Genomic DNA, 19,997 nt, shown 5'->3' with positions numbered 1-19,997 from the left:
CCAGGCCATGGACGTTCTGATCCCCACGCCGCTGCACAGTTACACCGGGAGTCCCCGGGTGCAGGCCCACGGCGAGACGCTGTCCGGCCTGCTGGATGACCTGGATCGCCAGTTCCCCGGCATCCGGTTCCGCATCGTCGACGAGCAGAACAGGATGCGCCCGAACATGCGCTGTTTCGTCAATAACGCCGCAGTATTCGATCTTGGCCTGCCATTGAAAGAGTCTGACGAAGTGGTGATCGTGCAGGCCTTGAGCGGTGGGTAGGTCACAGGGTGTCGGCCACTCCAACCAACACCAGTCCCTCACGGGCGTTCAATCCCAATAACGGGGCCGAATCTTGGCAACCGACTGTATATAAAGAATAATTCCTTAGTATTCGGCCGGGAATCGATCTTGGGCGCGTAATTTCAGTACAATCTACGCCCCAATACGGCAGGGAAGCACCGGGCAAGACAGTTAGAGGGGGCGGAGGGATGAAACTGTAATCCCTCCGCCCCCTTTTAGTAGCCGGAAAGACCCAGGGCCCTCTTATCGTCGCCCCTGTTCACGCACCCGGAGATCCAGGGTTGCGCCGAACGCGCACGAAAGATCCTGGACAAAGGGAAAGGAATCCACATCAACTTCCCAAGATTCATTGAACGATCCACCCAAGTTAAGAAACTGCACTGGAGAAGTCATGAAAAACCTTATTTTTACTCTGCTTTTGGTCAGCATCGCCCTGTGGCTGAGCGCCTGTTCCGGCGAGAGCCAGCCGCCCGTTCAGCAGCAGGCCGCCGCGGAGACGGCAGAGGTGACCGACAACCCCTTCGGCATGAAGGTCGAGCAGCTGGCCGAGGGGGTCTATGCCATCGTTTCTCCCGCCCGCGGCTTTCCCAGCGCGGACAACCTGGGCTGGAATTCCAACACCGCCTTTGTCGTCACCGGCGACGGGGTGTTGATGTTCGATACCGGCTCTTCCGAAGCCATCGGCGCGGCCCTGCGTGATCTAATCCGCACCGTCACCGATCAGCCGGTGCGCTGGATCATCAACAGCCACGTGCATGGCGATCACTGGCTGGGCAACAGCGCCTTCATGGCCGACGAACCCGAGCAGATCATCGCCTCCGACATCACCATCGCACTGATGAAGGAGCAGGGTGACGAATGGCTGAGCCGTTTCTACAGCATGACCAACGGGGCCATCGGCAGCTTCGACCTGGTGCCGGCGCGTGATGCGGTGACCGAATCCGGCAGCTACCAGTTCGCCGACACCGAGGCCTATATCCTGCGCAGCGAGCGTGCCCATGCCCCCGGCGATATCGCCCTGTGGCTGCCCGCTCAGCGTGTGCTGCTGGCCGCCGACGTGGTCTACACCGAACGCGGCCCGGCCACCTTCGATTCCAACGTGCAGGGCTGGATCGCCATGCTCGATGAGATGCTTGCCCTGGAGCCTGAAGTGGTACTGCCCGGTCACGGCCCGGTCGGTGGCTTCGAGGCGGTGCAGAACATGCGCAACTACTTCCAGACCCTGTGGGATATCGTGGAAGAGGGCTATAACGCCGGCATGATGGACCATGAGATCGCCGCACAGGCCCGCGAGCAGATGGCGGACTTCGAGGCCATCTATCCCGGCATGGACGACATCCTCGGTGAGTCCGTCTCTCACATTTACCTGCAGGTGGAAGCGGCGCTGTTCTGAGCAGTTCACCGCAGACGCGGCTCAAGTCAGAGGTGACGGAGGGTCAAGGCTTTTAACCCTCCGTCACCTTTTCCCTTTCTATCCCTCCGTCATTTTTCCCGACGACCACTGGTATGGATTCGGCGACAAACGATTCTCATGGGTCGCTTATCACATTGCCGGGTTGAGATACAATCGAGTCGGTCACAGACGAGAGGTATCCTTGATCATGCCCAGCAGGCTCATAGCGACCTCTTTGCGCAGCATGTTGTTGTTCTTCCTGCTGGCCGGGAGCGCCGTCAAATCTGATGAGTTGACCCTGGCGGTGGCATTGGGCCTGTCTCAGCAACAGGCGGCCCAGACCTATCAGCCCTTGATCGCTTACCTGGCTCAGGCCACGGGCAGGGATATCCGGCTGGAGACGAGCGTCAACATCCTGGCCCACTGGCAGTTGATGCGTCGCGAGGCTTACGACATCGTGATCGACGCACCGCCGTTCACCGCCTACCGTGCCGCCAGGATGGATTACACCGTGGTGGCCAAACTGCCAGATGTCCTGAGCTTCACCCTGGCGTCCCACGTGGACTTCGGCATCCTGGATCCGTCAGAACTGATCGGGCGGCGGGTCGCGTCGCAGCCTTCCCCGGCCCTCGGTGCCCTGGGTCTCATCAATCTATTCCCGGACTCGGTACGTCAGCCACACATCGTCCCGGTGGATACCCATGTCGAAGCCGCGCAGTCGGCCGTGGACAAGCGCACAGTCGGGGCCATGCTGCCTACGAGCCTGATGGCGAATTTCCCAGATCTTGTCCCGGTGTACACCACCGAGCAGCTACCGGCGCCCGGGATCTCGGTGAGCAGCAGAGTCAGCCCAGACCAGCGCGAGCGCATCCGTCAGGCGCTGCTGAATGCCCAAAACTCACCGACCGGTCGAGCCATGCTGGAGGCTCTGAACGTGCCCAACCTCGAGGAGGCCGCCAACGATACCTACCTGGGCCTGGAGACCATGCTCGAAGGTGTTTGGGGGTATTAGTCTTTTCCCCCATACGACCATCCGCTCACGACCCCTTCGCACCGGCCTCTGCATCGAGTAAACGCAGCGTCTCCTCTGCGCCTGCGGCCCGTGTCAACTCCGCCACGTTGTCTCTGGCAAAGAACCCGTCGAAATCCCCGAAACGCTGCACGTATTCCACGATCAGCGAGGAGTGCTCCGAGGCGCTGGAGAAGATCTGCTTCAGGCCTTCCTCCTTGGAGCCGATCACATCCAGGAGGAAATCCTTCCCCTGGCGCCGGATGGCCTCGACTACGAACTCGATGTTCTCAACACCGTCCCGTTCACCGTCGTTGACCCCCACGGCGATGTGGTGCAGGCGCGGTCCGTAATTGCGCACGAAGGTCTCGGTGGGTGAGGGCAGTTTCTCCAGGTGATTGACGAAGTACGGGGTGTTGTTGGCGGTGAAGACCTTGGCCGGGCTGCGCCGCTCCTCGGAATAGTGAACGCTCTTGGTGACATTGGTGGATGAGTTCTGGTCCTTGATGTCATAGGAGCCCCAGTAGTAGTAGCTGGACCAGGAGAGGTATTCGAGGATCGCCACTTCCCGGTTCTGGGCGTAGACCCGGGTGGCCAGGTGATCGATGGGCTGCAGCAGGTCGTCGATGCGCAGCTTTTCCTGCAACGCCTTGGCGGCCAGGTAGGCCTCGTTGACGTCACTGCGAATGCTGCTCATCCCCAGGGCATACACACGGATCTCGTCAGGCCGTCGCTCCATGTACCCCACCATGTTGTGGGTATAGGGAGAGGGCTTACTCACCGCCACGTTGCCCGGCAGTTCCAGTTTCCGCACCTCGTCCTGGGTGAAGAAGCGGAACTCCCGGTCCCGTTGCAGGCTCACCGCGCCGTGCAGGTCTTCCACCCGGAGGATCTCGCCCATGTAGCGGCTGTGGGGCTTGTGCCGGCCGATGGGGTAGACCTCGTTGAGGCTCCGGAAGATGCCCTGGATGGACGGGTCCTTCACCTCCCTCACCAGGATGTCCGGCGACGCCATGTCGATGCGCAGGATGTGTGTCCAGTGGGACTCACTTTCCAGGGTGACCAGGTAGTGGTAGGGCGTCATGAGGGCCAGCTCGGCCACGTACTGGATCGAGTGACCGGGCTCCACGGTGATCATCAGGGCGTCGATCTCGCGGATGAGATCGCTCAGGCCCACCCGGTCGCGCTCCTCCAGCAGGCGCACCAGGTATTCCTCAAAGAAGGGGGAGTTCTGTTTGTCCCCGTGGCGGGGCAATCCAAGTGAGTTGGTCATGGGTTCGTCGGGCCTTGCGGCCGTTGTGGGGGGAGGCAGGATACTTGTGGCTTGCAACATTCAAGCCACTGCCATGGGATCAGGACAGCACCGCGCTCAGGGCCATCCCGAACAGGGTCGGCCGCACCAAGACAGGGCGTGGATCAGATGGTGGTCGCATCAGCGGGCATGTCATGGCGCATGATGGCGGTCAGTAGCCTGAAAGTGGCACGGTGGAATGCCGGATAAATGCCTCCTTACCCTTGATCGATGTGCTGTTGGATAGAAGTATTTCTCGCCAATGCCACCGCTGCGCCAAAACTCCACTATCTTCATGTAATGCGGATGTGTTTCACGATCCGACACCCTGCTCTCTTGAAGAGGATTCCCCCATGTCCACCATGAAACCCACTGGCCACACGCGCCAGGCTCGAGTGCTTTTCCTGCTGCTCCTGTTCGCCATGCCCTTGGCTGCGGAGACAGGCGTTCCCGAACAGGCCTTGGCACGTACCTTCAGTGATGCCGATCTGCAATGGGGACCGTGCCCATCCTTCATCCCCGCTGGCTGCGAGATCGCGGTACTGCATGGTGATCCAGCAAAGCAGAACGCGGACATTTTCTTCAAAGTACCCGGTGGCGGCTTCCTCGTCCCACATCACCGGCACACCTCGGCGGAACGCATGGTACTGGTCTCAGGGCAACTCCAGGTACAGTACGAGGGGCAGGAGACCGTGTCACTCAAGCCAGGCACCTACGCATATGGCCCGGCAGAACGAACGCATACCGCGGTCTGTGAAAGTCCCGAGGCCTGCGTGCTGTTCATCGCCTTCGAGGGCCCCGTTGATGCCTATGCAATCGAAGTAAAGTGAATGCATCGGGCGCCGCATCACAGCACCGACTTTTCATCTACCACCCCAGCTGCTGCATGCGCTCCTCGATGATCTCCGTATACCAGCCCATGGCCTGGGGCCTGCGCGTCAGCGGCGCGGGGAGGACCGCGGCGAGGCCCATGGCCTGCTGGCGGGACAGGTCGGCTGCGGTGATGCCGTAGTGGTGGCGCGCGGCCGCCTCAGCACCGTAGATGCCGGGTCCGAATTCCACCACGTTGACGTACAGCTCCAGGATCCTGTCCTTGCCCAGGATGAACTCAGCAACCGGGGTCAGCGCCCACTCGTAGACCTTGCGCACCGGATTTCGGTGGGTGGTGAAGAACAGGTTCTTGATCAGCTGCTGGGTGAGGGTGGAGGCGCCGCGCATGGACTGTCCTTCGTCCCTGGCCGTTTCCCGGGCCTTGTGCAACTCCTCCCAGTCGAAACCCCGGTGCAGGAAGAAGCGGGCGTCCTCGGCCGCCACCACGGCCCGGGGCAGGTGTGGGGAGATCTGGGAAGCGGGGCGCCAGCGATAGTCGCGGATGACAGGTTCGCCACTCCATACCTGCTCGATGACCCGTTGAGTCTGCACGCCTGTGACGGGTGGCGGCAGGTAGCGCAGGTAAGCCAGCGCCACGACGCACAGCAGGTAATAGGCGACGGGTAACAGCGCGATGATGAACAGAAAACGACGCATGGAGTATGTCCGTGTTGCTACAAGTCTGCCTTGATGCCTGATTCATCCGTGGCGTTGAGCAATTGCCAGCGTCTGTACCACGCCAGCCATGAGATCACCACTCGTGGCGCCCGCGCCGCAGGCGCTTGTACTGCCGGATCATGATGATGGCGTTGCGCAGGCTGGGTTCGTCGATGCAATCCACAGCGAGACCGACTCGCAAGCGGATTCCATCCTGACCTTCTTCTCCCACTTCGATGAAATTTCCGCCGGTCGCACTGCGGCCCAGGGCCATGACGCACGCATCCCAGCGCACCGGCTGCCCCTCGAACGGCCCCTCGAAGCGTAGCCGCACCGAATCGCCACCGGGCGTATCGAGCACGTCTGCCCGCAGTTCAGAAAGCTGCATCTCGGATTGCCCAGATGGCTTGGACATGGCGGGAATACGCTCCTGTAAGCGTTTCAGGTGATCTTTGGGAATCAGTCATCCGCAGTCTTCCCCGGAGCCGCGACGGCGGGATCATCCGGTTGACGTGCATGCTACGCGGATGGTGTCAGGAATTACCTGCCAGTGCCAATCTGTCTGCCAGGGATGACATGACATCGAAGCACGGTTCAGCAGGCGCTGCCTGCATGCACAGGGCGTGTCGCTTTCCATTATTGGGGTCTGTATCGATGGCCATGAGGTCAGGGTCAGAGCGTGCCCCGTGCCATTGCGCGCTTAGCCAGGGCCCCGGGACCTGCGCACGGACAGGTCGCGCAGGATCTCCAGCAGGCCGTCGATGTTGCCGGGATCGGAATCATCGAACATGCAGCCGACGCCGTCATCCGTGGTTCGGACTACGTAGCATTGCCAGTTGCGTGTCGGGCCGGTGTTGCCCTCCCCGGTACCGACGCTGAGCCGCAGCCTGGTGTACTTCGCCACGGCCTCGGTCGGCATCTCCACGTACACACCGCTCAGGCTGATATCCCTGATCCGGCCTTGCACAGGATCGGAGAACCGGTCGGTGAGCGGTTCGATCATGGCGTGAATGTCGACAGGCCTGCGTGCACCCTCTCGTTTTTTCACACACACCTCCCGGACGCCCGGGCCCCGCTCAAAGGTGCGGTCCGTGAATCGGGTCGCTGGCGTCGAAGACTGCATCCTGCTGCCAATGCCGCACGGGTGATCCTGTCCGAGCGGCCCGGTGGGTCTTATTCCGTAAGCTGGTAGAAACGCCGGTTCACATACCGAGTGACTGCGTCGATCTCCTCGCTGGTCCAGTGCAACCCGGCATGCACGCTCCAGGCCCCCACGCGGGCGTGCAGGTCATCGAGCCGGGTGACCTTGCGACCCTCCCGGGTGTGCACCCAGCCGGCATGGCATTGCTGACAGTGGTTTTCGTACAAGGCCCGGCCGGGATCGAAATCCTGAGCACCCACCTGCAGGGACGTCAGTGACAGGCAGATCAGCAGGGAAGCCAGCCTCAAGGGGCGGTGGGATGGCAAGACGTTCATGGGGCTCCGTGCCTCCTGGTTGGCAGTGGCAAACTGCGCGGCAGGATTTACCTCATGAATATAGTCGATGCGCAAAGACCCGATGAGGCGACGCGCAGAGGCCGCCTGCTCAGGGGCCGATCGGTTCGACCAGATCAGGCCGATCGTTCCTGGGCGAATTGACCCGTGTGCTCACCGGATAGGCATCCATCTGATCCGCGGGGAAGGGCAGCAGCATGGCCCGGGCATCCTCGGGGCCGGCTTGCAGCCAGGCCGGGCATCGGGAAGCCAGCGCCATGGCCGGCATCCGCCCCTTGGCATGGATGTCGGCCACCAGGGGATTGGCCGGCACGGTGATGAGAACGAAAAGGGATCGGAGACAAACAATTCTCCGAAAGCGTTATTTAAGGGTCATCCTCGCGGTTACCCGGTCAAGCGCCGGGCTTCTTCTGCCTGTGCGAAAGGTAAGAGCACGAACCACTTAGAACTGCTTGGGGAGACCTGCTTGCTTCAATACCGCGTTGGCAGTGTTGCGAGATAGAATTTTAGAATCGACCGGGAAATTACGATTCGTTTTAGGGCTGTACCAAATTTCGTGATCCCCTTTCCCCTGCCGGACAAACACACATCCGGCGTCACGCAGTATCCGCTTGAGGTCGGGCGTAAGGCTGCTGCCCATTCACGACGCCAATCGAACACTGTCGTGACGGTGCGCGATCACGTCAAACGGCAATTCATCGTCGTCAGTTTGCGGGGTAATCCCATTAGCTTCTAACAGTTCAGGGATGAGGATACGCAACTTCTCAGTCAGGGCTTCAACAGTGTCTGCTTCGGTCACGAGACCGGGCACGTCATCACTTTCTGCGGTCCACACCTTTGCATCCGGATCCCAAAGGGCATTGACGCGAATAGCTGACATGTCACGAGCCTCGATTAGTTCACTGACCGAAAACGTCCAGACAATTATGGGGATGGGGCAAGTTGAGAAGCAATGATTTCATGACCGGCCATCGGGGAATGGTGCCACTTAACGGGGCGAAGCCGGCCTGTTCGAGAGTGTAGCTGGCCTGTTGGAGGCTTGCGGGCGTACACCTTACCCTCGGCTGTGGCTATTCTGTGACCCAATGAAAAATCCGCCTGGCGGTGGGTTCCGTAAGTCCTTGTTTTATCCAACTCCCCGGGGCGGGCTCGACAAATCTGCCGGGAGCAGATTTGGACGCGCAGCGCGCCCGGAGAGACCGCGTTAGGGATGGCGCGGATCAACCGCCGACCTAGTGATTAATAGTTATTTAATATAATAACTATATCGATCAGTTATAGAATAATGTGTGCAATTTAGAATCGAAAACTCCCAAAATAGCCTTTAGCGACAAGATCATTGGGCCAGGTCTGCCGGTCTGAGCCGCACACTCAGCACAAGCATACCCTTGAAGGCGGGAAGTGACACGGCGGGATAGAGAACTGTGGCTCCGGGATTGGGGGTCCCTCACCGCTGGCATTCACTGTCTCACGAACCATGATTCGATCATCTTGTCCGTGTCCCAGGCAAGCAGACTCGGGTCCTGGTGTTGCTGGTGCTGATCTCCAGTCACAGCCGGGTTCACGCGAGGTTCCTGGAGGATGAGCCAGGCATCTTCGAGCCGCCCACTGAGCAGAGCGACAGCGGCCCGGTGAAGCGGGTGCTCGCGTGGCAGTCGCAGGGCCTTATGAAGGTCTTGAGCCCATGCCCGTTCCCTGGGCTTGTGCGTATTCCGTTTCTTGATGCGGGTCTCAAAGTCGATGACTTTTCCCATAGAGGCCTCCGTGATGATGGTGGTCATGCCGTCTCGCCCGGCCGCTGGAGGCTGGTTCAGCCTCTGCGGTGAAAGTCCATGGCGGCTCCCATGAACAGACCCGCCAGCGTACCGAAACCGCATCCGAAGACGAACAGGAGCGTGGAGAGCAGGCTCTCGCCGTAGCCGCCCAGGAGCGTGGAACCGAACACCAGTACGACGCCAACGACCATGTTGCGCACCGAGTAGCGGTTGCTGTAGCCGGTGAAACGCTCCATGGAGAAGCGCAGCTTCTCTTCCTCATGTACCACCGGCAGCAGGTATTCCAGAAACAGTTTCAGCATGGTGATTTCCCCCTGTGTTGTTATGGTGACCAGTTTATGGATCGAACTGGCGATTTTCGGGTTCGCAAGCTTGCGGGCCGGCCGGTTTCAGTCCCAGGAGCTTGAGCTGTCCCAGCTGCTTGAACTGTCCCATGAACTTGAGCTGTCCCAGCTGCTTGAACTGTCCCATGAACTTGAGCTGTCCCAGCTGCTGGAACTGTCCCAGGAACTGGAACTGTCCCAATCGCTCATTGAATGGATACCGCTGTCCAGTCCACCGCCGAAGCAATCCAGTCTGCCCAGGTCATCCAGACCTGTGTGACAGCCCATGGAGTCTGATCCGGTACCGATTGCCATATGACTGAGATCGGTTCCGTAGGGATTTCCCATCACATCAATCATGCCCCCATCCATCATGGGCAGGCCGTTGGCGGGATTGATACCGGGCCACGTACCTACGGTCGAGTCGCTCGAGGAAGAGGTCCCGTATACATTTCCCATCACATCGATCATGCCACCTGCCATCATGGGCAGGCCGGTGGCAGGATTGATGGAGGGACTGGAAATATCATGGCCACGATGTTCCCAAAGACCGTCGTCGCGACTCCCCGTATTGATTCGGTGATCGTCACTGCGGCTCAGGGCATAGGCCGTCAGCATGCCAGCCCCGGCACCCATGGCCATCCCGGACAAGGTGTCGAGAGGTTGATCTTCCCCCGTTCCATGATTGCCGGGTGCCGGCTTGTCCTCAGCCGGCTTCTGCACACCGGGCTCTTCCTTGCTGGGCAGCCTGGGACGTTCGTCGCGCCAGCGGATCATGAAGTAGACCCAGGAGACGATCATGACCAGGAGGGCCACGTTCAGCCTGGTGAATCCGGCCTCACGCAAAGCCTCTGTCCAAGCGGGAAACAGACTGTCGTGGGCCAGCATCGAGGCGATAAAAAACAGGCCAGTGATGGTCAACCAGAGCAGCCATTCGATAAAGGTTCTCGGCAACATGTGTTATCCCTCCCGGATCGGTATTCGGTATGTTCTCGGCACCCTGTGCCAGGATCGATGCTGAAATACTGACAAATTCGGGGATTCAAGGCCTGGATCGCAAGCTTGCCATGTCGGTATGGCGTATGGAGCTAAGAGATGATTGCCGCCTGTCCACGAGACGAACAACCGATATGGGGAGGGAGACAGGATGAGCAATGTGATTCAGTTGACCAGGGAGCGCATCGTCGAACATCAGAATCGCCTGCTCAGGAGGCGTGCGGGTATCAGCCCTGAGGCGCTGTTGATGTGCACCATCTATCTGAGCAAGGTCAACACGACCATAGACGATCCGCACGTCATCATCAGGCGGTGCGTCGCCCATGGCATCGACTTCGAGGAGGTGGCCGGCAACCCGGAGTGGATCGAGGTGGTGGCCAACATGGAGGGCTAGCCCGCATATCTCACCACCGTTCGTAGCGAGGGCGTCGAGAATACCAATCAGTGGATAGATGGAAATGCCTTTCAATCTGAGGCTCGGTTCCCGGCGGCCACTTCACGCAGATGGGCTGCGGTCGAGTATATAAGCACCCCTCCGCCGAAGCGGAGGGGTGTGACTTCAGAGAGTTTCAATTGAGCCCGTATGTGCGAATGAAGCCCTGGATTTCTTGGGTGTTGACTGAACCGATATCCTGGGCATAGGTCTTGTGCCCTTGACTCTCAACAGCCAGTCGATTGGCCAAGATATAGACATTGGTCTTTGGCGTAATGACCGCATACACATCATTCCTGGAATCACCAGACACCTGTGCCGTATTCTGACCCACAAAGGTGCGAAGCGTATTCAGTCCTGCGCCCATCAGGCTGAAGATCTCTGGGCTATTGCGCAGAAAATCCATGTTACTCAAGTCCATCAGGTACCAACCCTGACTTGCGGCAAAGCCTCGACCGCTACGCTGAGTCCCAATCAGAGGACCATTAGCACCTTCAGTCACCGTAATGCGGTTAGCCCTACCGAGCGCACCGTCGCTACTCATGTTCAGACGAGTGCCCAGGTTGCTCACGTTGTAGTAGATAACGCCGTCGGCTTTATCACCCACAACAGCTCGAACTCGGTACGCAGCGCCATCCCTTGAGTAAATATTATGCTCACGATGCAACCAGAGGAAAGCACCTGCCAGGGCAGAGTCTGTCAACGGCTCTCGGTCAATGAAAATAGCGCTGGATACTGGAAACGTATTCAGCTCACGAGTATCCATCAGCAGCTCTTTATTCTTGACTTCGATCCGACCATCGGCATAGCGCTTTTGACGCTCAAGACTGGTCCCGGTGAAGGCGTCTTCCTTGAATGGCGTGATTACGTACCATCCGCCATCCCCTGAAGGACGCGCTACGCGCACGTTCTCAGGCCCAGAGACCAGGTTACCATCCCGAGAGTACCCCGGGTAACTGTTCAGGGGCACGCGATAGTTGCTGCGCTGCGACACCTCAACGAAGATACCGGTAGGGCCAGTCAACACGACACCACCGCTCTGGATGACACCCACATTACGCAGAACCTGACCCTCGCCATCCACCTGGTAGAAGACAGTGAACACGCCGCGACGAGAGTCAGTCAGATCCACGTGCGGCTGGCGCACTGCAACCAGATACCCTTCGTCATTCTTCAGGAAGCCCTGAACATTACCGTAGCCACCCTCGACGATGAACCGACGCCCCTTGATGTAAAGGGCCGCCTCACCATCGGGTCGATACTGCCCAGGCACCCAGACGGTTTCAGCAGGCTGAAGGCCCACCTCCTCACTGGATACCGTGCGGGTCATGTCGACAACGTTCTGCTGTGCGGCAGGGCGGACATTCTCGACGCCGCCCACACAGCCAGCCAATGCGAGCACAGCCGAGGCCACGAACATGGATCTGAACTTCATCATTCTTGATGTATCTCCCTGTAATGATTCGAAATGCGTTGTTGAGACGTCGCAAATTGAACTTTCTTGTTGATCTGAACGCACAGGGCCGCTTGCAGATCAGGCAGGATGATCATGCAACTCTCAGCGCAACACTTGGATTGATTGCCAGATCGAAACCAGGGCTGGGTGATCAAGTCAGGTACACCTGATTCTTGTTCCTACGGCCACTGACCATGAAGCGAATCCACCCACCCGGCTTATCAGGTGATCAAATTCGCTTATTCACATCCTGTGTTTCAGTGCCCATCACCTGCCGCCAAACGCATCGCTCTCCAGCCTGTACTTGCAGGCATTGATCTACGCATCGCGATTGGGTCCCCTCAGCACTGGGCGACCGATCCGGCGGCGTGATTAAACAGGGTGGGGATTCATGGAGCTACTGTTGCGGTCATGAGCGGGTGAATTTTCTCGCTGAACGGTTGGCTGCGAATAGGCTGGGTGACATCAACACATCACCCGCCTGGATGACAGGCCGCGGCGGGGTGGCCGCGCCTGTCGGGGGGAGGGGGGCAGTCCTTCCGCCTGTGGCTTCAATCCAACAGACGTTGGAGGGACTCGGTGATGAACCTGCGGGTGTCCTGTTCGGACTTCAGCACCCTGAGCAGATCCTTGTCCTTGGGCGGGTTTCCGTGGGCCAGCGAGTTGCGCAGGTTCTTGATGGTCCAGTAGGCCTGCACGAAGTCCCTATCGCGTATTCCATTTCTGACATCCGCGTCCAGATCCTCGGCGGCGGCCTTGCGGCCCAAAGCGAAATCTCGTGGATCCCTGCCCGTGGCCAGGCAATGCCGGGTGATGACCGCCTCCCAGCCGAAGATCACGGCGCGTACGAAATCGCCCATGTGCAGGTAGGCCCTGGAGAGGCGTTTCTGGTAAGCATCCAGGCTGCTTTCCCGACTCCATTCCAGGTGCCTGAGGAGCACCGCCTGGAAAAGTCCCGAGGCGCCGCCCAATGGCGTATCGAGTACCGGCAGGAAGGTGCGCAGCTTGCGCACGGCATCCAGGAGATTGAAGGTGCGTTCGTGGAAGGCCGCCTCTTCCAGGCAGCGGGCCTTGTCCTCGGCCACGCCATCGGCCACCAGCAGCGATGCGAACACGCCGTAGTCGCCAGTGGCCTCGAAATGCGAGAGGGCCTCGATCCAGTGGCGCACGGCGGAGAGCCCGTCCAGACGCACTACCGGCGTGATGTTGTCCCGGCTCATGTCCAGGGCGCCATACCAGAGCCCGCGCACCCGCAGGTGGCCGATGCGCTCGAGCATGAAGGCGGACAGAAAGCCCAGCATCCCCATGTGACGGAAGCCGTGGGTGAGGTCGAAGCTGACCTCGCCACCGGGCACGTGGGTGGCTATGGTGTCGAGGATCGCCAACTGCTCGTCCTGAGCCTCGCCGAAGGGAATCAGGCAGGGGGTGAGGGGAATCCCCACGGCCCGTTCCATCAGGGGCCTGACACGTTCCAGAAGACGGGGTGTCACCGCGCCCTCGGACACCGCCTCCATGAGGGCCAGACGAGCCTCCTCGTCCTCCCCTGAACCGGCCAGGGATTCCACCAGCAGATCCCACTGGCTGGAACGTGTGCCGAGTATGAGCAGACGATCCGGCGCCAGGTGCTGGGCGAGCAACAGGCCGAAGAAGGCACCGCTCCGGTCCCGGTCGGCAAAGCGATAGGTGGTGCTACGATAACCGGTGTTCGGGTCCCGGGCGCCCTTGCCCAGGAAGGTGATGAGGGTGTGTCGGTTCATGGTAATGGCCGCTGTTCGAGTATCTGCGGCGATTATTCATGAGCTGAGAGTGAGAACCAAGGCTGCGGTGGTCCAGGGCTCCCGATTCATGCCATCCTCATCATAAAGGGGTCGGTGACAAATGCATATCATTCGCACCTGATAGACGTCAGGCTTGGGTGTTCACGCATGTCTGTTTAGGAAAGAAGAAACGCGAATCACCCTTCATCTATGCGTGATTACGGTGATGCCCGCTGACTTCACAAGCTTACTTGTATGGAATTGGGGTGCATGGCGCGAGCAATACAGATCAAGGCCCATGTGTCTTGATCGGACGCCCCGAAAATTGCTTTCTTGGTGGGCGGCCTGGCGCGTCCCGCCCAAGCTTTCTGCCCAGATGTCTTTCGATCTGTTCCTTGAATCGGTCATTTCCGAGTGGCATGCCTGCTTGACTGGCTCTGCGGATGGCGCGCAGCTCTGTGTCGCTGTGGTGGCCGCGAAACAGTTCCCGATAGGCAGAACACCGCTCCAACGCAGATCTTCCCAATGCCAGATATAGAGGATGCGGGCTGATCAGTGGATCGGTTCGACCGAGAGCGTTCGCGTGGAAACTTGACCAGGCATACTCACCCGGATGTTCAACCATACCGGCCCGGACCGGATTGAGTTCAATGTAGCGACTGCAACGGAGCAGATACTGCTCCTCCTGGATAAGGCATGCCTTATGGCGGCCTTCCCACAGCGTACCGGTGCGGCGATAGAGGTGATTGACGTACTGCACATAACGCCGGCCGATGGATTGAACCAGGCGCGATATCCCATCTTCGTCCTGCGGTGTCAGCAGGAGGTGGACATGATTGGTCATCAGCACGTAGGCATGAATTTGCACACGATAGCGTGAGGCGGCCTGGGCGAGGCAATCGAGGTAGACGCGGTAATCGTCGGGAGAGAAGAAGGTGGCTTCGCGATTATTGCCGCGTTGAACGAGGTGGCAAGGCACGCCTGGGACGTACATCCTGGGTTTGCGGGGCATGGTGAGTCCTTTCACGCATGTGAGTGTGGATACTGGGGAGGTTAGCAGGAAGCTGGAGAGAGGTGAAAGTGTTGACGCGAAGGGGTCGGTATCACGAGGAAATGATTCTCGTTTGTCACCGACCCCTTTTTTCTTTTCATAATCATTGACTTTCCCGTTATTCGGGTGTTTCAACAGCCTTAACGGCTTCCCGGGTAGGGACCGAGAAGAAAGCCAACGGTGAAGTGATTACCCTTTCGGGTTTCAACAGCCTTAACGGCTTCCCGGGTAGGGACCAAATGAGGTGTCTCATGACTGCTCTTATCGCTTGGTTTCAACAGCCTTAACGGCTTCCCGGGTAGGGACAGGAGAAATAACATGGCAGCATTTTCTGTTTGTGTTGTTTCAACAGCCTTAACGGCTTCCCGGGTAGGGACAAGCCATTCCCGTGCGCATGAAATTCAGTCAACGGTTTCAACAGCCTTAACGGCTTCCCGGGTAGGGACGCCGGTTTTACGATGACGTTGTTCTGCTCGTAACCAGGGTTTCAACAGCCTTAACGGCTTCCCGGGTAGGGACTCAGTGATGAGCAAGAAACTGGAAGTTTTGAAAGGGGTTTCAACAGCCTTAACGGCTTCCCGGGTAGGGACCATGAACATGTTCAAAATAATCGTGGCCGAAGAGGTTTCAACAGCCTTAACGGCTTCCCGGGTAGGGACGAACGAGTACATGAATAAAGTACTCAATATGCTAGGTTTCAACAGCCTTAACGGCTTCCCGGGTAGGGACAGCATGCCCTTTTTCTCCAGTTGGATCAACAGCCTGCAAGCCTTCCTGGTGAGCCCCCCACTGCGGGCAAGCATCGACCCGCCGCTGCAGCCGGAGTTGCTCCCTCAATACCGCGCAAGCCCTTGATTCCACTGCCTTGGTGGCAAATCGTTCACGCGCGTTTTCACCACCCGTTTCGAAGCCTTTGAAAACATGAGCAGAATCTCGAGCGCCACGGCTTGCGGACTCCGAGGATCGCATCGCGCCACCAGGCATCGTCACAGGATGATCACCGCAGGCAGGGGCGAGAGGGGCTCGCCGGACAGGGTGGCCGACTGGCGGCGGCCTTCCTCGGTGAGCCGCCAGGCGCGCAGGTCGGCGCCTTCCTCCTCGGCCAGTTCCTCGCGCAGGCGGGCGAGCAGATCACGCAACTGGGCCTCGCCGCGCACGTGGATCTCGAACACGGAGCGCTGCACCCGGGTGCCGTAGGCCTCCAGGGCCTTCATGGCCCGGCGCCGGGCGCGGTTGCCGCTGATGTCGTAACCGATGATGAAGGTCTGCATGGTTCAACGGGTCCGGAAGGGTTCGAAGGCCGGGGCCTCCTCGCGAATCCAGGCGATCAGGCTGCGGGCCTGGCGATGCAGGTGATCATGCAGGCTGCGGGCCTCGCTGTCACCCCGGGCGCGCACGGGGGTGAGCAGGCGCTCGCTGAGATCGGCCAGGTAACGACGGCGGGCCCCGGCTTCGATGCGGCAGGCATCACCCTGCTGCGCGAAGTCGCTGACACGGATGCGTCCCCGGGCGACGACATTGAGCGCAACCCGCTCCACCAGGTGGCGGAAGGGTTCCATGAGGTCCGAGGCGAGCGCCGGGTGCAGGCCATGGGGCTGGTGGTAGAAGCCGCGCCAGGGGTAGAGACCGTTGAGCCGCACCACCGTGTCCACGTGGGCGTGGAGTACGGTGTAGCCCAGGGAGAGCAGGACATTGAAAGGGTCCCGGGGCGGGCGGCGGTTGCGTCCGGTAAAGCCCAGTTCGGGGGGCAGCAGTTCAGCGAGGGCACCGAAGTAGAGTCGGGCGGCCTGGCCTTCCAGTCCGTTGAGACTGGCCCGGTCGGAGGCCGCGGCGGTCTTGGCGATGAGCCGGTCGAGGCGCGGCAACAGGTCGTCGCAGCGTTCCGGTGACATGCGGTTGCGCAGTACTTCACGCTGCTGGCGCAGGCGCGCATCCACCACGGCGCGGGCGGCCTCGAGGGCCCGGGCGTCATCCTCGAAACAGGCCGCCTGGCGCATCCATAGCCCGGGACCGGCATCGCCCGGGACGCCGTTCCAGAGCACGCCGCGCAGGCGACCCTGGCCCGTGGCCAGGGCCAGGGGGATGCCCCGGTCCAGCAGGGCGCCCAGCAACTGGGTGCTGACCTGGTGCGGGCCGAGGAGGGTGACGCCGGCGAGGGTTTCCAGGGGCGCGGAGAGGAGTTCGGCTTCACCCCGCTGCACCCGCAGGCGTCCGCCATCGAGGCCGACCCGGGCCGGTTCCCCGGCCAGCAGCAGCTGGGTGCCTTCGGCGGCCGCCTGGCCCAGGGCCACGGGCAGGTTCTCGGCCTCCATGTCGCCGAACCAGTCGATCTCCTCGGCGCTGCCTGGGGTTTCGTCCAGTCCGAACCAGTCGATGTCATCGCCGGTTTGCGCGCCAACGGGGTCGGCTGGCGCGACGGGTTCAGCGGGCCCTACCGGTCGATCACTGCCTACGGGCTGCTCGATGCCCCATTCGTCTTCCAGCCGGTAGCGTCCCCAGCCGAAGCTGCGCCGCTGGCCCAGTCCCAGGTGGCGGCCAAGTGCCAGCAGCGTGAGCAGTTCAGGCGCCAGCCGATCCGGTTGCAGTTCCAGGCTGGCCAGCAGGCCGCCCATGGGCTGGTCGCGGCCAGCACCATCACGGTAACCATGGTCGATCCAGCGCGCCTCGAGGACCTGTCCCGGCACAGGACCGAGGTCCAGGCGCGGCGGTGGCGCATGCCCGTGGCGGCGCAGGATGTCGGCCACGGTGTCGTGGAGCCGGGCGAACAACAGTGCCGGGGTCAGGTGTGCCGCCTCGCTGCAGTAGCGGGCCTCGCCTTTCGCATCGCCGCGCAGTGCCTTGGCCTTGAGAAGACGCACCGGGGAGGTGAAGCACAGCTGCAGGGAGGTCTGGCGGGCGAGGATCCGCACTTCGTGCTGCAAGGCTGCATCGTCCCAGGGCTGAAGGTCGGTGGCATGCTCCACGAACGCACGGGTGAAGCCGTCGAACAGTTCCAGGCAGCGCAGGTTGTCGCGCACCGGAAGGGGCTGGTCAAGACGCGGCGCGCTGCCGGGCAGGGCGCGCAGGCGATCCACGGCGCAGGCAAGCAGCGCCTCGCCGCCGGGCAGGGCGATGAGCGTGGCAGTCAGGGTGGCACCCTCGACCCAGGTTTCTCCCTCGGGGACCTGATCGACGCGCAGGCTCATGAGCCGGTCGAAATCGGCGGGGCTGCCCAGCAGGCTGCGCAGGAAGGCAGTGAGGGCGGGCTCCAGCCAGGACCTCGCCGGCGTGTCCTCGGTGAAGGCGAGGGTGAAGCCCAGTGCGCGCAGGGGCAACAGGGGGGCGATCCAGTGGTCGGCGTCGTGATTCATGGTGATTCAGCCACAAGCTTGCGAAGCCGGATACAGGCGAGCCGGGCCGGTAGTATGGACCCCGTTGACACACAACGAGAAATGAAACTCATCAGGGAGAACACCATCATGATCAAAATGATTCGAGTTGTACCGATCCTGTTCCTGCTGCTCCTCGCGGGCGGCGCCAAGGCGGAGACGGAGGCCGTGACCGTGCTGGGGCTGACCATGGGTCAGTCGACGCCCAAGGATGTGCGGGATGCCTTCCAGGGGGTGAGACAAACCGGTGTGAACCGCTACAGCAACGGGCCGATGCTCAACACGCGCGGCGACGTGGGTGTGCGCGGGGTGAAGGAGACCACCTTCATCTTCTCCGAGGACGAGCGGCTGGTGGCGGTCCTCATCGAGATGCCCAAGCATCGTTTCGAGGAGATCGTCGATGCCCTGGGCGCCCAGTACGAGCTGGTGAGGTCCCAGGGGCTGCGGTCCCGGGTGGGCAACCGCTCCGCCGAGTTCCGCCGCGGGGATGTGAGCATCAAGCTGGATGCGCCGCATATGTCCTTCGACATGAGCCTGCTCTACGCGAAGGAGGCCTTCCTGGCGCGGTTCGATGAGACGCAGCGCAGGGAGCAGGAAGCGGAACGGGCACAGGAACGCGGCCGTCTCTAGGACGGCGGCGGGGCAGGGAAGCCGAGGGGCCGGAAGGGATTCCGGCCCTTTTTCATTGGGCCGCGAGGCGAGCATGCAGGTGCCGGTCGAGATCGTCGAAGTCCCTGTAGGTGAGGGCGCACAGACGAGGGTTGTTGTCGATGCGCCGTTGGTCATTGACGCCGATGGGCAGTACGTTGACGAGCATGCCCCTGGCCAGGATGCCACCCAGCGGCGTGAGCAGGGCCTCGAGCTTGTAGAGGCTTTGCCGGGTGGCCTGATCCACGCGGTTTTGCGGAGCGAAGGTGTTGCTGGCCTTGCATTCCAGCACCCACAGGCGATTGTCCAGCAGCAGGGCGACATCCAGTTCGTTCTGCACGTAGCCGTTGTCGGTGTTGCGGCGGACCACCACGTTGGCAGCCAGGTCCTGCATGGCAGGGAGACTGTCTTTGAGTGCGAGCAGCCGGCTGAAGAGGTACTCCTCCAGCCACACGCCGTTGACCAGTCTTCTCGCCTGCTCGTCCGGGAACACGAGCCGTGTGCCTTCCCAGGACAGGAGTCCCTGCTCGGCGAACAGGCCCGGCAGCTCGTTGAGGAGCCTCTGGTGCTCAGGGGAGATTTCCTCGGAACGCAGGGTCTCCCTGGCGCCTTGGGCGTAGCGGTTGAGCAGGCCAATGCTGCCGTGCTTCTTCCACCGGCCACGCAAGCGGACGATCTCTTCATAGAGTGCCAGGCGCGACGCAGGGGCCGCTTGCCTTGAGAGATGGTGCACCGATGCGCCGTGGGCCTCGAGGAAATCCTCCAGGCCGACCCGGTCAGCGATGGCCTGCGCGGGGATGCCGGTGGGGTGGAGCCAGTCGAGGGTGTCGGTCCGGGGGTTGACGTAAAACACGCCCTGATCGGCATGGGCGAACACCTCGAAGGCCGCGATGCTCATGGGCTTGCTACCGCCGGAGACATTGACCGCAACGGGTTCGGTGCAGCGCTGCAGGTAGGAACGGAAAGATTGCCTCAGGCTGTCCAGGTCGTAGGCATCGTCCAGTGACAGCCGCTCGCAGTGCACGCCGTGACGTTCGAGCACGGTTGTGAGCCATCGGGCCTGATGTTCCGCCTGGGGCGTGACGGCGAGCACCGCCCGCTCGGGGCGGATGTCCGGATCCAGGGCCGGTGTGAGGTTTGGAGTGGCCTGGTCGGAGACCAGGTAGACATGGGTCTGGTAGCGGGTCACG

Annotated in this window: 23 protein-coding genes and 1 CRISPR repeat array; of the genes, 6 read left to right on the top strand and 17 right to left on the bottom strand. The window is 61.0% G+C overall.

The window, feature by feature from the left end:
• Positions 1 to 7: 7 nt before the first annotated feature.
• The 3 genes from TGR7_RS09115 (at position 8) to TGR7_RS09105 (ending at position 2,691) form a co-directional block, all read left to right on the top strand.
• Complete coding sequence (locus tag TGR7_RS09115) at positions 8 to 265, top strand: MoaD/ThiS family protein (protein ID WP_012638383.1); 258 nt, start codon at positions 8 to 10, stop codon at positions 263 to 265.
• 412 nt (positions 266 to 677) lie between these two features.
• Positions 678 to 1,679, top strand: coding sequence for an MBL fold metallo-hydrolase (locus tag TGR7_RS09110; RefSeq protein WP_012638382.1), 1,002 nt, complete (start codon positions 678 to 680; stop codon positions 1,677 to 1,679).
• Between the two features lie 244 nt (positions 1,680 to 1,923).
• A complete protein-coding gene (locus TGR7_RS09105) occupies positions 1,924 to 2,691 on the top strand; it encodes a phosphate/phosphite/phosphonate ABC transporter substrate-binding protein (protein ID WP_245522968.1) in 768 nt (255 codons plus the stop codon).
• A gap of 25 nt (positions 2,692 to 2,716) precedes the next feature.
• Here TGR7_RS09105 and TGR7_RS09100 read toward each other — a convergent pair whose 3' ends face one another.
• Positions 2,717 to 3,961, bottom strand: coding sequence for a hypothetical protein (locus TGR7_RS09100; RefSeq protein ID WP_012638380.1), 1,245 nt, complete (start codon positions 3,959 to 3,961; stop codon positions 2,717 to 2,719).
• Positions 3,962 to 4,332: 371 nt separating this feature from the next.
• Here TGR7_RS09100 and TGR7_RS09095 point away from each other — a divergent pair, with 371 nt between their 5' ends.
• On the top strand, positions 4,333 to 4,809 hold the full coding sequence (locus TGR7_RS09095; protein WP_012638379.1) for a cupin domain-containing protein: 477 nt from the start codon (positions 4,333 to 4,335) through the stop codon (positions 4,807 to 4,809).
• Between the two features lie 37 nt (positions 4,810 to 4,846).
• On the opposite strand, the gene mtgA is transcribed toward TGR7_RS09095, so the two are convergent.
• From mtgA to TGR7_RS17630, 10 genes are all read right to left on the bottom strand, one after another.
• Positions 4,847 to 5,506 (bottom strand): monofunctional biosynthetic peptidoglycan transglycosylase, encoded by a 660-nt coding sequence (mtgA, locus tag TGR7_RS09090; RefSeq protein ID WP_012638378.1) that lies wholly within the window; start codon positions 5,504 to 5,506, stop codon positions 4,847 to 4,849.
• Positions 5,507 to 5,600: 94 nt separating this feature from the next.
• Positions 5,601 to 5,921 carry a hypothetical protein gene (locus TGR7_RS09085; protein ID WP_012638377.1) on the bottom strand — a complete coding sequence of 107 codons (321 nt, stop codon included), beginning with the start codon at positions 5,919 to 5,921 and terminating at the stop codon, positions 5,601 to 5,603.
• Positions 5,922 to 6,206: 285 nt separating this feature from the next.
• Positions 6,207 to 6,554, bottom strand: coding sequence for a PilZ domain-containing protein (locus tag TGR7_RS09080; RefSeq protein WP_041442864.1), 348 nt, complete (start codon positions 6,552 to 6,554; stop codon positions 6,207 to 6,209).
• 125 nt (positions 6,555 to 6,679) lie between these two features.
• Positions 6,680 to 6,982 carry a cytochrome c gene (locus TGR7_RS09075; RefSeq protein WP_012638375.1) on the bottom strand — a complete coding sequence of 101 codons (303 nt, stop codon included), beginning with the start codon at positions 6,980 to 6,982 and terminating at the stop codon, positions 6,680 to 6,682.
• A 109-nt stretch (positions 6,983 to 7,091) separates the two neighbouring features.
• On the bottom strand, positions 7,092 to 7,319 hold the full coding sequence (locus TGR7_RS09070) for an SOS response-associated peptidase family protein (protein WP_281054576.1): 228 nt from the start codon (positions 7,317 to 7,319) through the stop codon (positions 7,092 to 7,094).
• 123 nt (positions 7,320 to 7,442) lie between these two features.
• Complete coding sequence (locus tag TGR7_RS18030) at positions 7,443 to 7,640, bottom strand: type II toxin-antitoxin system HicA family toxin (RefSeq protein ID WP_012638374.1); 198 nt, start codon at positions 7,638 to 7,640, stop codon at positions 7,443 to 7,445.
• Positions 7,641 to 7,880, bottom strand: coding sequence for a DUF1902 domain-containing protein (locus TGR7_RS09065; protein ID WP_012638373.1), 240 nt, complete (start codon positions 7,878 to 7,880; stop codon positions 7,641 to 7,643).
• Between the two features lie 580 nt (positions 7,881 to 8,460).
• On the bottom strand, positions 8,461 to 8,781 hold the full coding sequence (locus tag TGR7_RS09060) for a hypothetical protein (protein ID WP_012638372.1): 321 nt from the start codon (positions 8,779 to 8,781) through the stop codon (positions 8,461 to 8,463).
• Positions 8,782 to 8,810: 29 nt separating this feature from the next.
• The gene (locus tag TGR7_RS09055) at positions 8,811 to 9,077 is read right to left on the bottom strand and encodes a hypothetical protein (RefSeq protein WP_012638371.1); all 267 of its coding nucleotides are present in this window, start codon (positions 9,075 to 9,077) and stop codon (positions 8,811 to 8,813) included.
• Positions 9,078 to 9,164: 87 nt separating this feature from the next.
• Positions 9,165 to 10,055 (bottom strand): hypothetical protein, encoded by an 891-nt coding sequence (locus TGR7_RS17630; RefSeq protein ID WP_012638370.1) that lies wholly within the window; start codon positions 10,053 to 10,055, stop codon positions 9,165 to 9,167.
• A gap of 190 nt (positions 10,056 to 10,245) precedes the next feature.
• Here TGR7_RS17630 and TGR7_RS09045 point away from each other — a divergent pair, with 190 nt between their 5' ends.
• Positions 10,246 to 10,488, top strand: a complete 243-nt coding sequence (locus TGR7_RS09045) for a hypothetical protein (protein WP_012638369.1) — start codon at positions 10,246 to 10,248, stop codon at positions 10,486 to 10,488.
• Between the two features lie 175 nt (positions 10,489 to 10,663).
• Here the strand turns inward: TGR7_RS09045 and TGR7_RS09040 are convergent, their stop codons facing one another.
• From TGR7_RS09040 to cas1, 5 genes are all read right to left on the bottom strand, one after another.
• Entirely contained in the window at positions 10,664 to 11,965 is a 1,302-nt protein-coding gene (locus TGR7_RS09040; RefSeq protein ID WP_012638368.1) for a hypothetical protein, read from the bottom strand.
• Positions 11,966 to 12,534: 569 nt separating this feature from the next.
• On the bottom strand, positions 12,535 to 13,740 hold the full coding sequence (csx2, locus tag TGR7_RS09035; protein WP_012638367.1) for a TIGR02221 family CRISPR-associated protein: 1,206 nt from the start codon (positions 13,738 to 13,740) through the stop codon (positions 12,535 to 12,537).
• A 289-nt stretch (positions 13,741 to 14,029) separates the two neighbouring features.
• Complete coding sequence (locus tag TGR7_RS17120; protein ID WP_012638366.1) at positions 14,030 to 14,752, bottom strand: transposase; 723 nt, start codon at positions 14,750 to 14,752, stop codon at positions 14,030 to 14,032.
• A 166-nt stretch (positions 14,753 to 14,918) separates the two neighbouring features.
• Positions 14,919 to 15,520: a CRISPR direct-repeat array (repeat unit 36 nt; unit sequence GGTTTCAACAGCCTTAACGGCTTCCCGGGTAGGGAC).
• A 257-nt stretch (positions 15,521 to 15,777) separates the two neighbouring features.
• The gene (cas2, locus tag TGR7_RS09025; protein ID WP_012638365.1) at positions 15,778 to 16,062 is read right to left on the bottom strand and encodes a CRISPR-associated endonuclease Cas2; all 285 of its coding nucleotides are present in this window, start codon (positions 16,060 to 16,062) and stop codon (positions 15,778 to 15,780) included.
• A 3-nt stretch (positions 16,063 to 16,065) separates the two neighbouring features.
• Positions 16,066 to 18,141, bottom strand: coding sequence for a CRISPR-associated endonuclease Cas1 (cas1, locus tag TGR7_RS09020; protein WP_012638364.1), 2,076 nt, complete (start codon positions 18,139 to 18,141; stop codon positions 16,066 to 16,068).
• Between the two features lie 108 nt (positions 18,142 to 18,249).
• Here cas1 and TGR7_RS09015 point away from each other — a divergent pair, with 108 nt between their 5' ends.
• A complete protein-coding gene (locus TGR7_RS09015) occupies positions 18,250 to 18,789 on the top strand; it encodes a hypothetical protein (RefSeq protein WP_148211486.1) in 540 nt (179 codons plus the stop codon).
• A gap of 52 nt (positions 18,790 to 18,841) precedes the next feature.
• On the opposite strand, the gene TGR7_RS09010 is transcribed toward TGR7_RS09015, so the two are convergent.
• On the bottom strand, positions 18,842 to 19,996 hold the full coding sequence (locus TGR7_RS09010) for a Card1-like endonuclease domain-containing protein (RefSeq protein ID WP_012638362.1): 1,155 nt from the start codon (positions 19,994 to 19,996) through the stop codon (positions 18,842 to 18,844).
• Between the last annotated feature and the right edge of the window lies 1 nt (position 19,997).

Source organism: Thioalkalivibrio sulfidiphilus HL-EbGr7, from assembly GCF_000021985.1.
Classification (GTDB): domain Bacteria; phylum Pseudomonadota; class Gammaproteobacteria; order Ectothiorhodospirales; family Ectothiorhodospiraceae; genus Thioalkalivibrio_A; species Thioalkalivibrio_A sulfidiphilus.
The sequence above is the reverse complement of the archived record's forward strand: the minus strand, read 5'-3'. Positions and strand labels throughout refer to the sequence as shown.

Excerpts from the sequence above, each read along its gene's own strand:
- TGR7_RS09115 (WP_012638383.1), top strand. The coding sequence starts at position 8 with ATGGACGTTCTGATCCCCACGCCGCTGCACAGTTACACCGGGAGTCCC.
- TGR7_RS09110 (WP_012638382.1), top strand. The coding sequence starts at position 678 with ATGAAAAACCTTATTTTTACTCTGCTTTTGGTCAGCATCGCCCTGTGG.
- TGR7_RS09105 (WP_245522968.1), top strand. The coding sequence starts at position 1,924 with ATGTTGTTGTTCTTCCTGCTGGCCGGGAGCGCCGTCAAATCTGATGAG.
- TGR7_RS09100 (WP_012638380.1), bottom strand. The coding sequence starts at position 3,961 with ATGACCAACTCACTTGGATTGCCCCGCCACGGGGACAAACAGAACTCC.
- TGR7_RS09095 (WP_012638379.1), top strand. The coding sequence starts at position 4,333 with ATGTCCACCATGAAACCCACTGGCCACACGCGCCAGGCTCGAGTGCTT.
- mtgA (WP_012638378.1), bottom strand. The coding sequence starts at position 5,506 with ATGCGTCGTTTTCTGTTCATCATCGCGCTGTTACCCGTCGCCTATTAC.
- TGR7_RS09085 (WP_012638377.1), bottom strand. The coding sequence starts at position 5,921 with ATGTCCAAGCCATCTGGGCAATCCGAGATGCAGCTTTCTGAACTGCGG.
- TGR7_RS09075 (WP_012638375.1), bottom strand. The coding sequence starts at position 6,982 with ATGAACGTCTTGCCATCCCACCGCCCCTTGAGGCTGGCTTCCCTGCTG.
- TGR7_RS18030 (WP_012638374.1), bottom strand. The coding sequence starts at position 7,640 with ATGGGCAGCAGCCTTACGCCCGACCTCAAGCGGATACTGCGTGACGCC.
- TGR7_RS09065 (WP_012638373.1), bottom strand. The coding sequence starts at position 7,880 with ATGTCAGCTATTCGCGTCAATGCCCTTTGGGATCCGGATGCAAAGGTG.
- TGR7_RS09060 (WP_012638372.1), bottom strand. The coding sequence starts at position 8,781 with ATGACCACCATCATCACGGAGGCCTCTATGGGAAAAGTCATCGACTTT.
- TGR7_RS09055 (WP_012638371.1), bottom strand. The coding sequence starts at position 9,077 with ATGCTGAAACTGTTTCTGGAATACCTGCTGCCGGTGGTACATGAGGAA.
- TGR7_RS17630 (WP_012638370.1), bottom strand. The coding sequence starts at position 10,055 with ATGTTGCCGAGAACCTTTATCGAATGGCTGCTCTGGTTGACCATCACT.
- TGR7_RS09045 (WP_012638369.1), top strand. The coding sequence starts at position 10,246 with ATGAGCAATGTGATTCAGTTGACCAGGGAGCGCATCGTCGAACATCAG.
- TGR7_RS09040 (WP_012638368.1), bottom strand. The coding sequence starts at position 11,965 with ATGATGAAGTTCAGATCCATGTTCGTGGCCTCGGCTGTGCTCGCATTG.
- csx2 (WP_012638367.1), bottom strand. The coding sequence starts at position 13,740 with ATGAACCGACACACCCTCATCACCTTCCTGGGCAAGGGCGCCCGGGAC.
- TGR7_RS17120 (WP_012638366.1), bottom strand. The coding sequence starts at position 14,752 with ATGCCCCGCAAACCCAGGATGTACGTCCCAGGCGTGCCTTGCCACCTC.
- cas2 (WP_012638365.1), bottom strand. The coding sequence starts at position 16,062 with ATGCAGACCTTCATCATCGGTTACGACATCAGCGGCAACCGCGCCCGG.
- cas1 (WP_012638364.1), bottom strand. The coding sequence starts at position 18,141 with ATGAATCACGACGCCGACCACTGGATCGCCCCCCTGTTGCCCCTGCGC.
- TGR7_RS09015 (WP_148211486.1), top strand. The coding sequence starts at position 18,250 with ATGATCAAAATGATTCGAGTTGTACCGATCCTGTTCCTGCTGCTCCTC.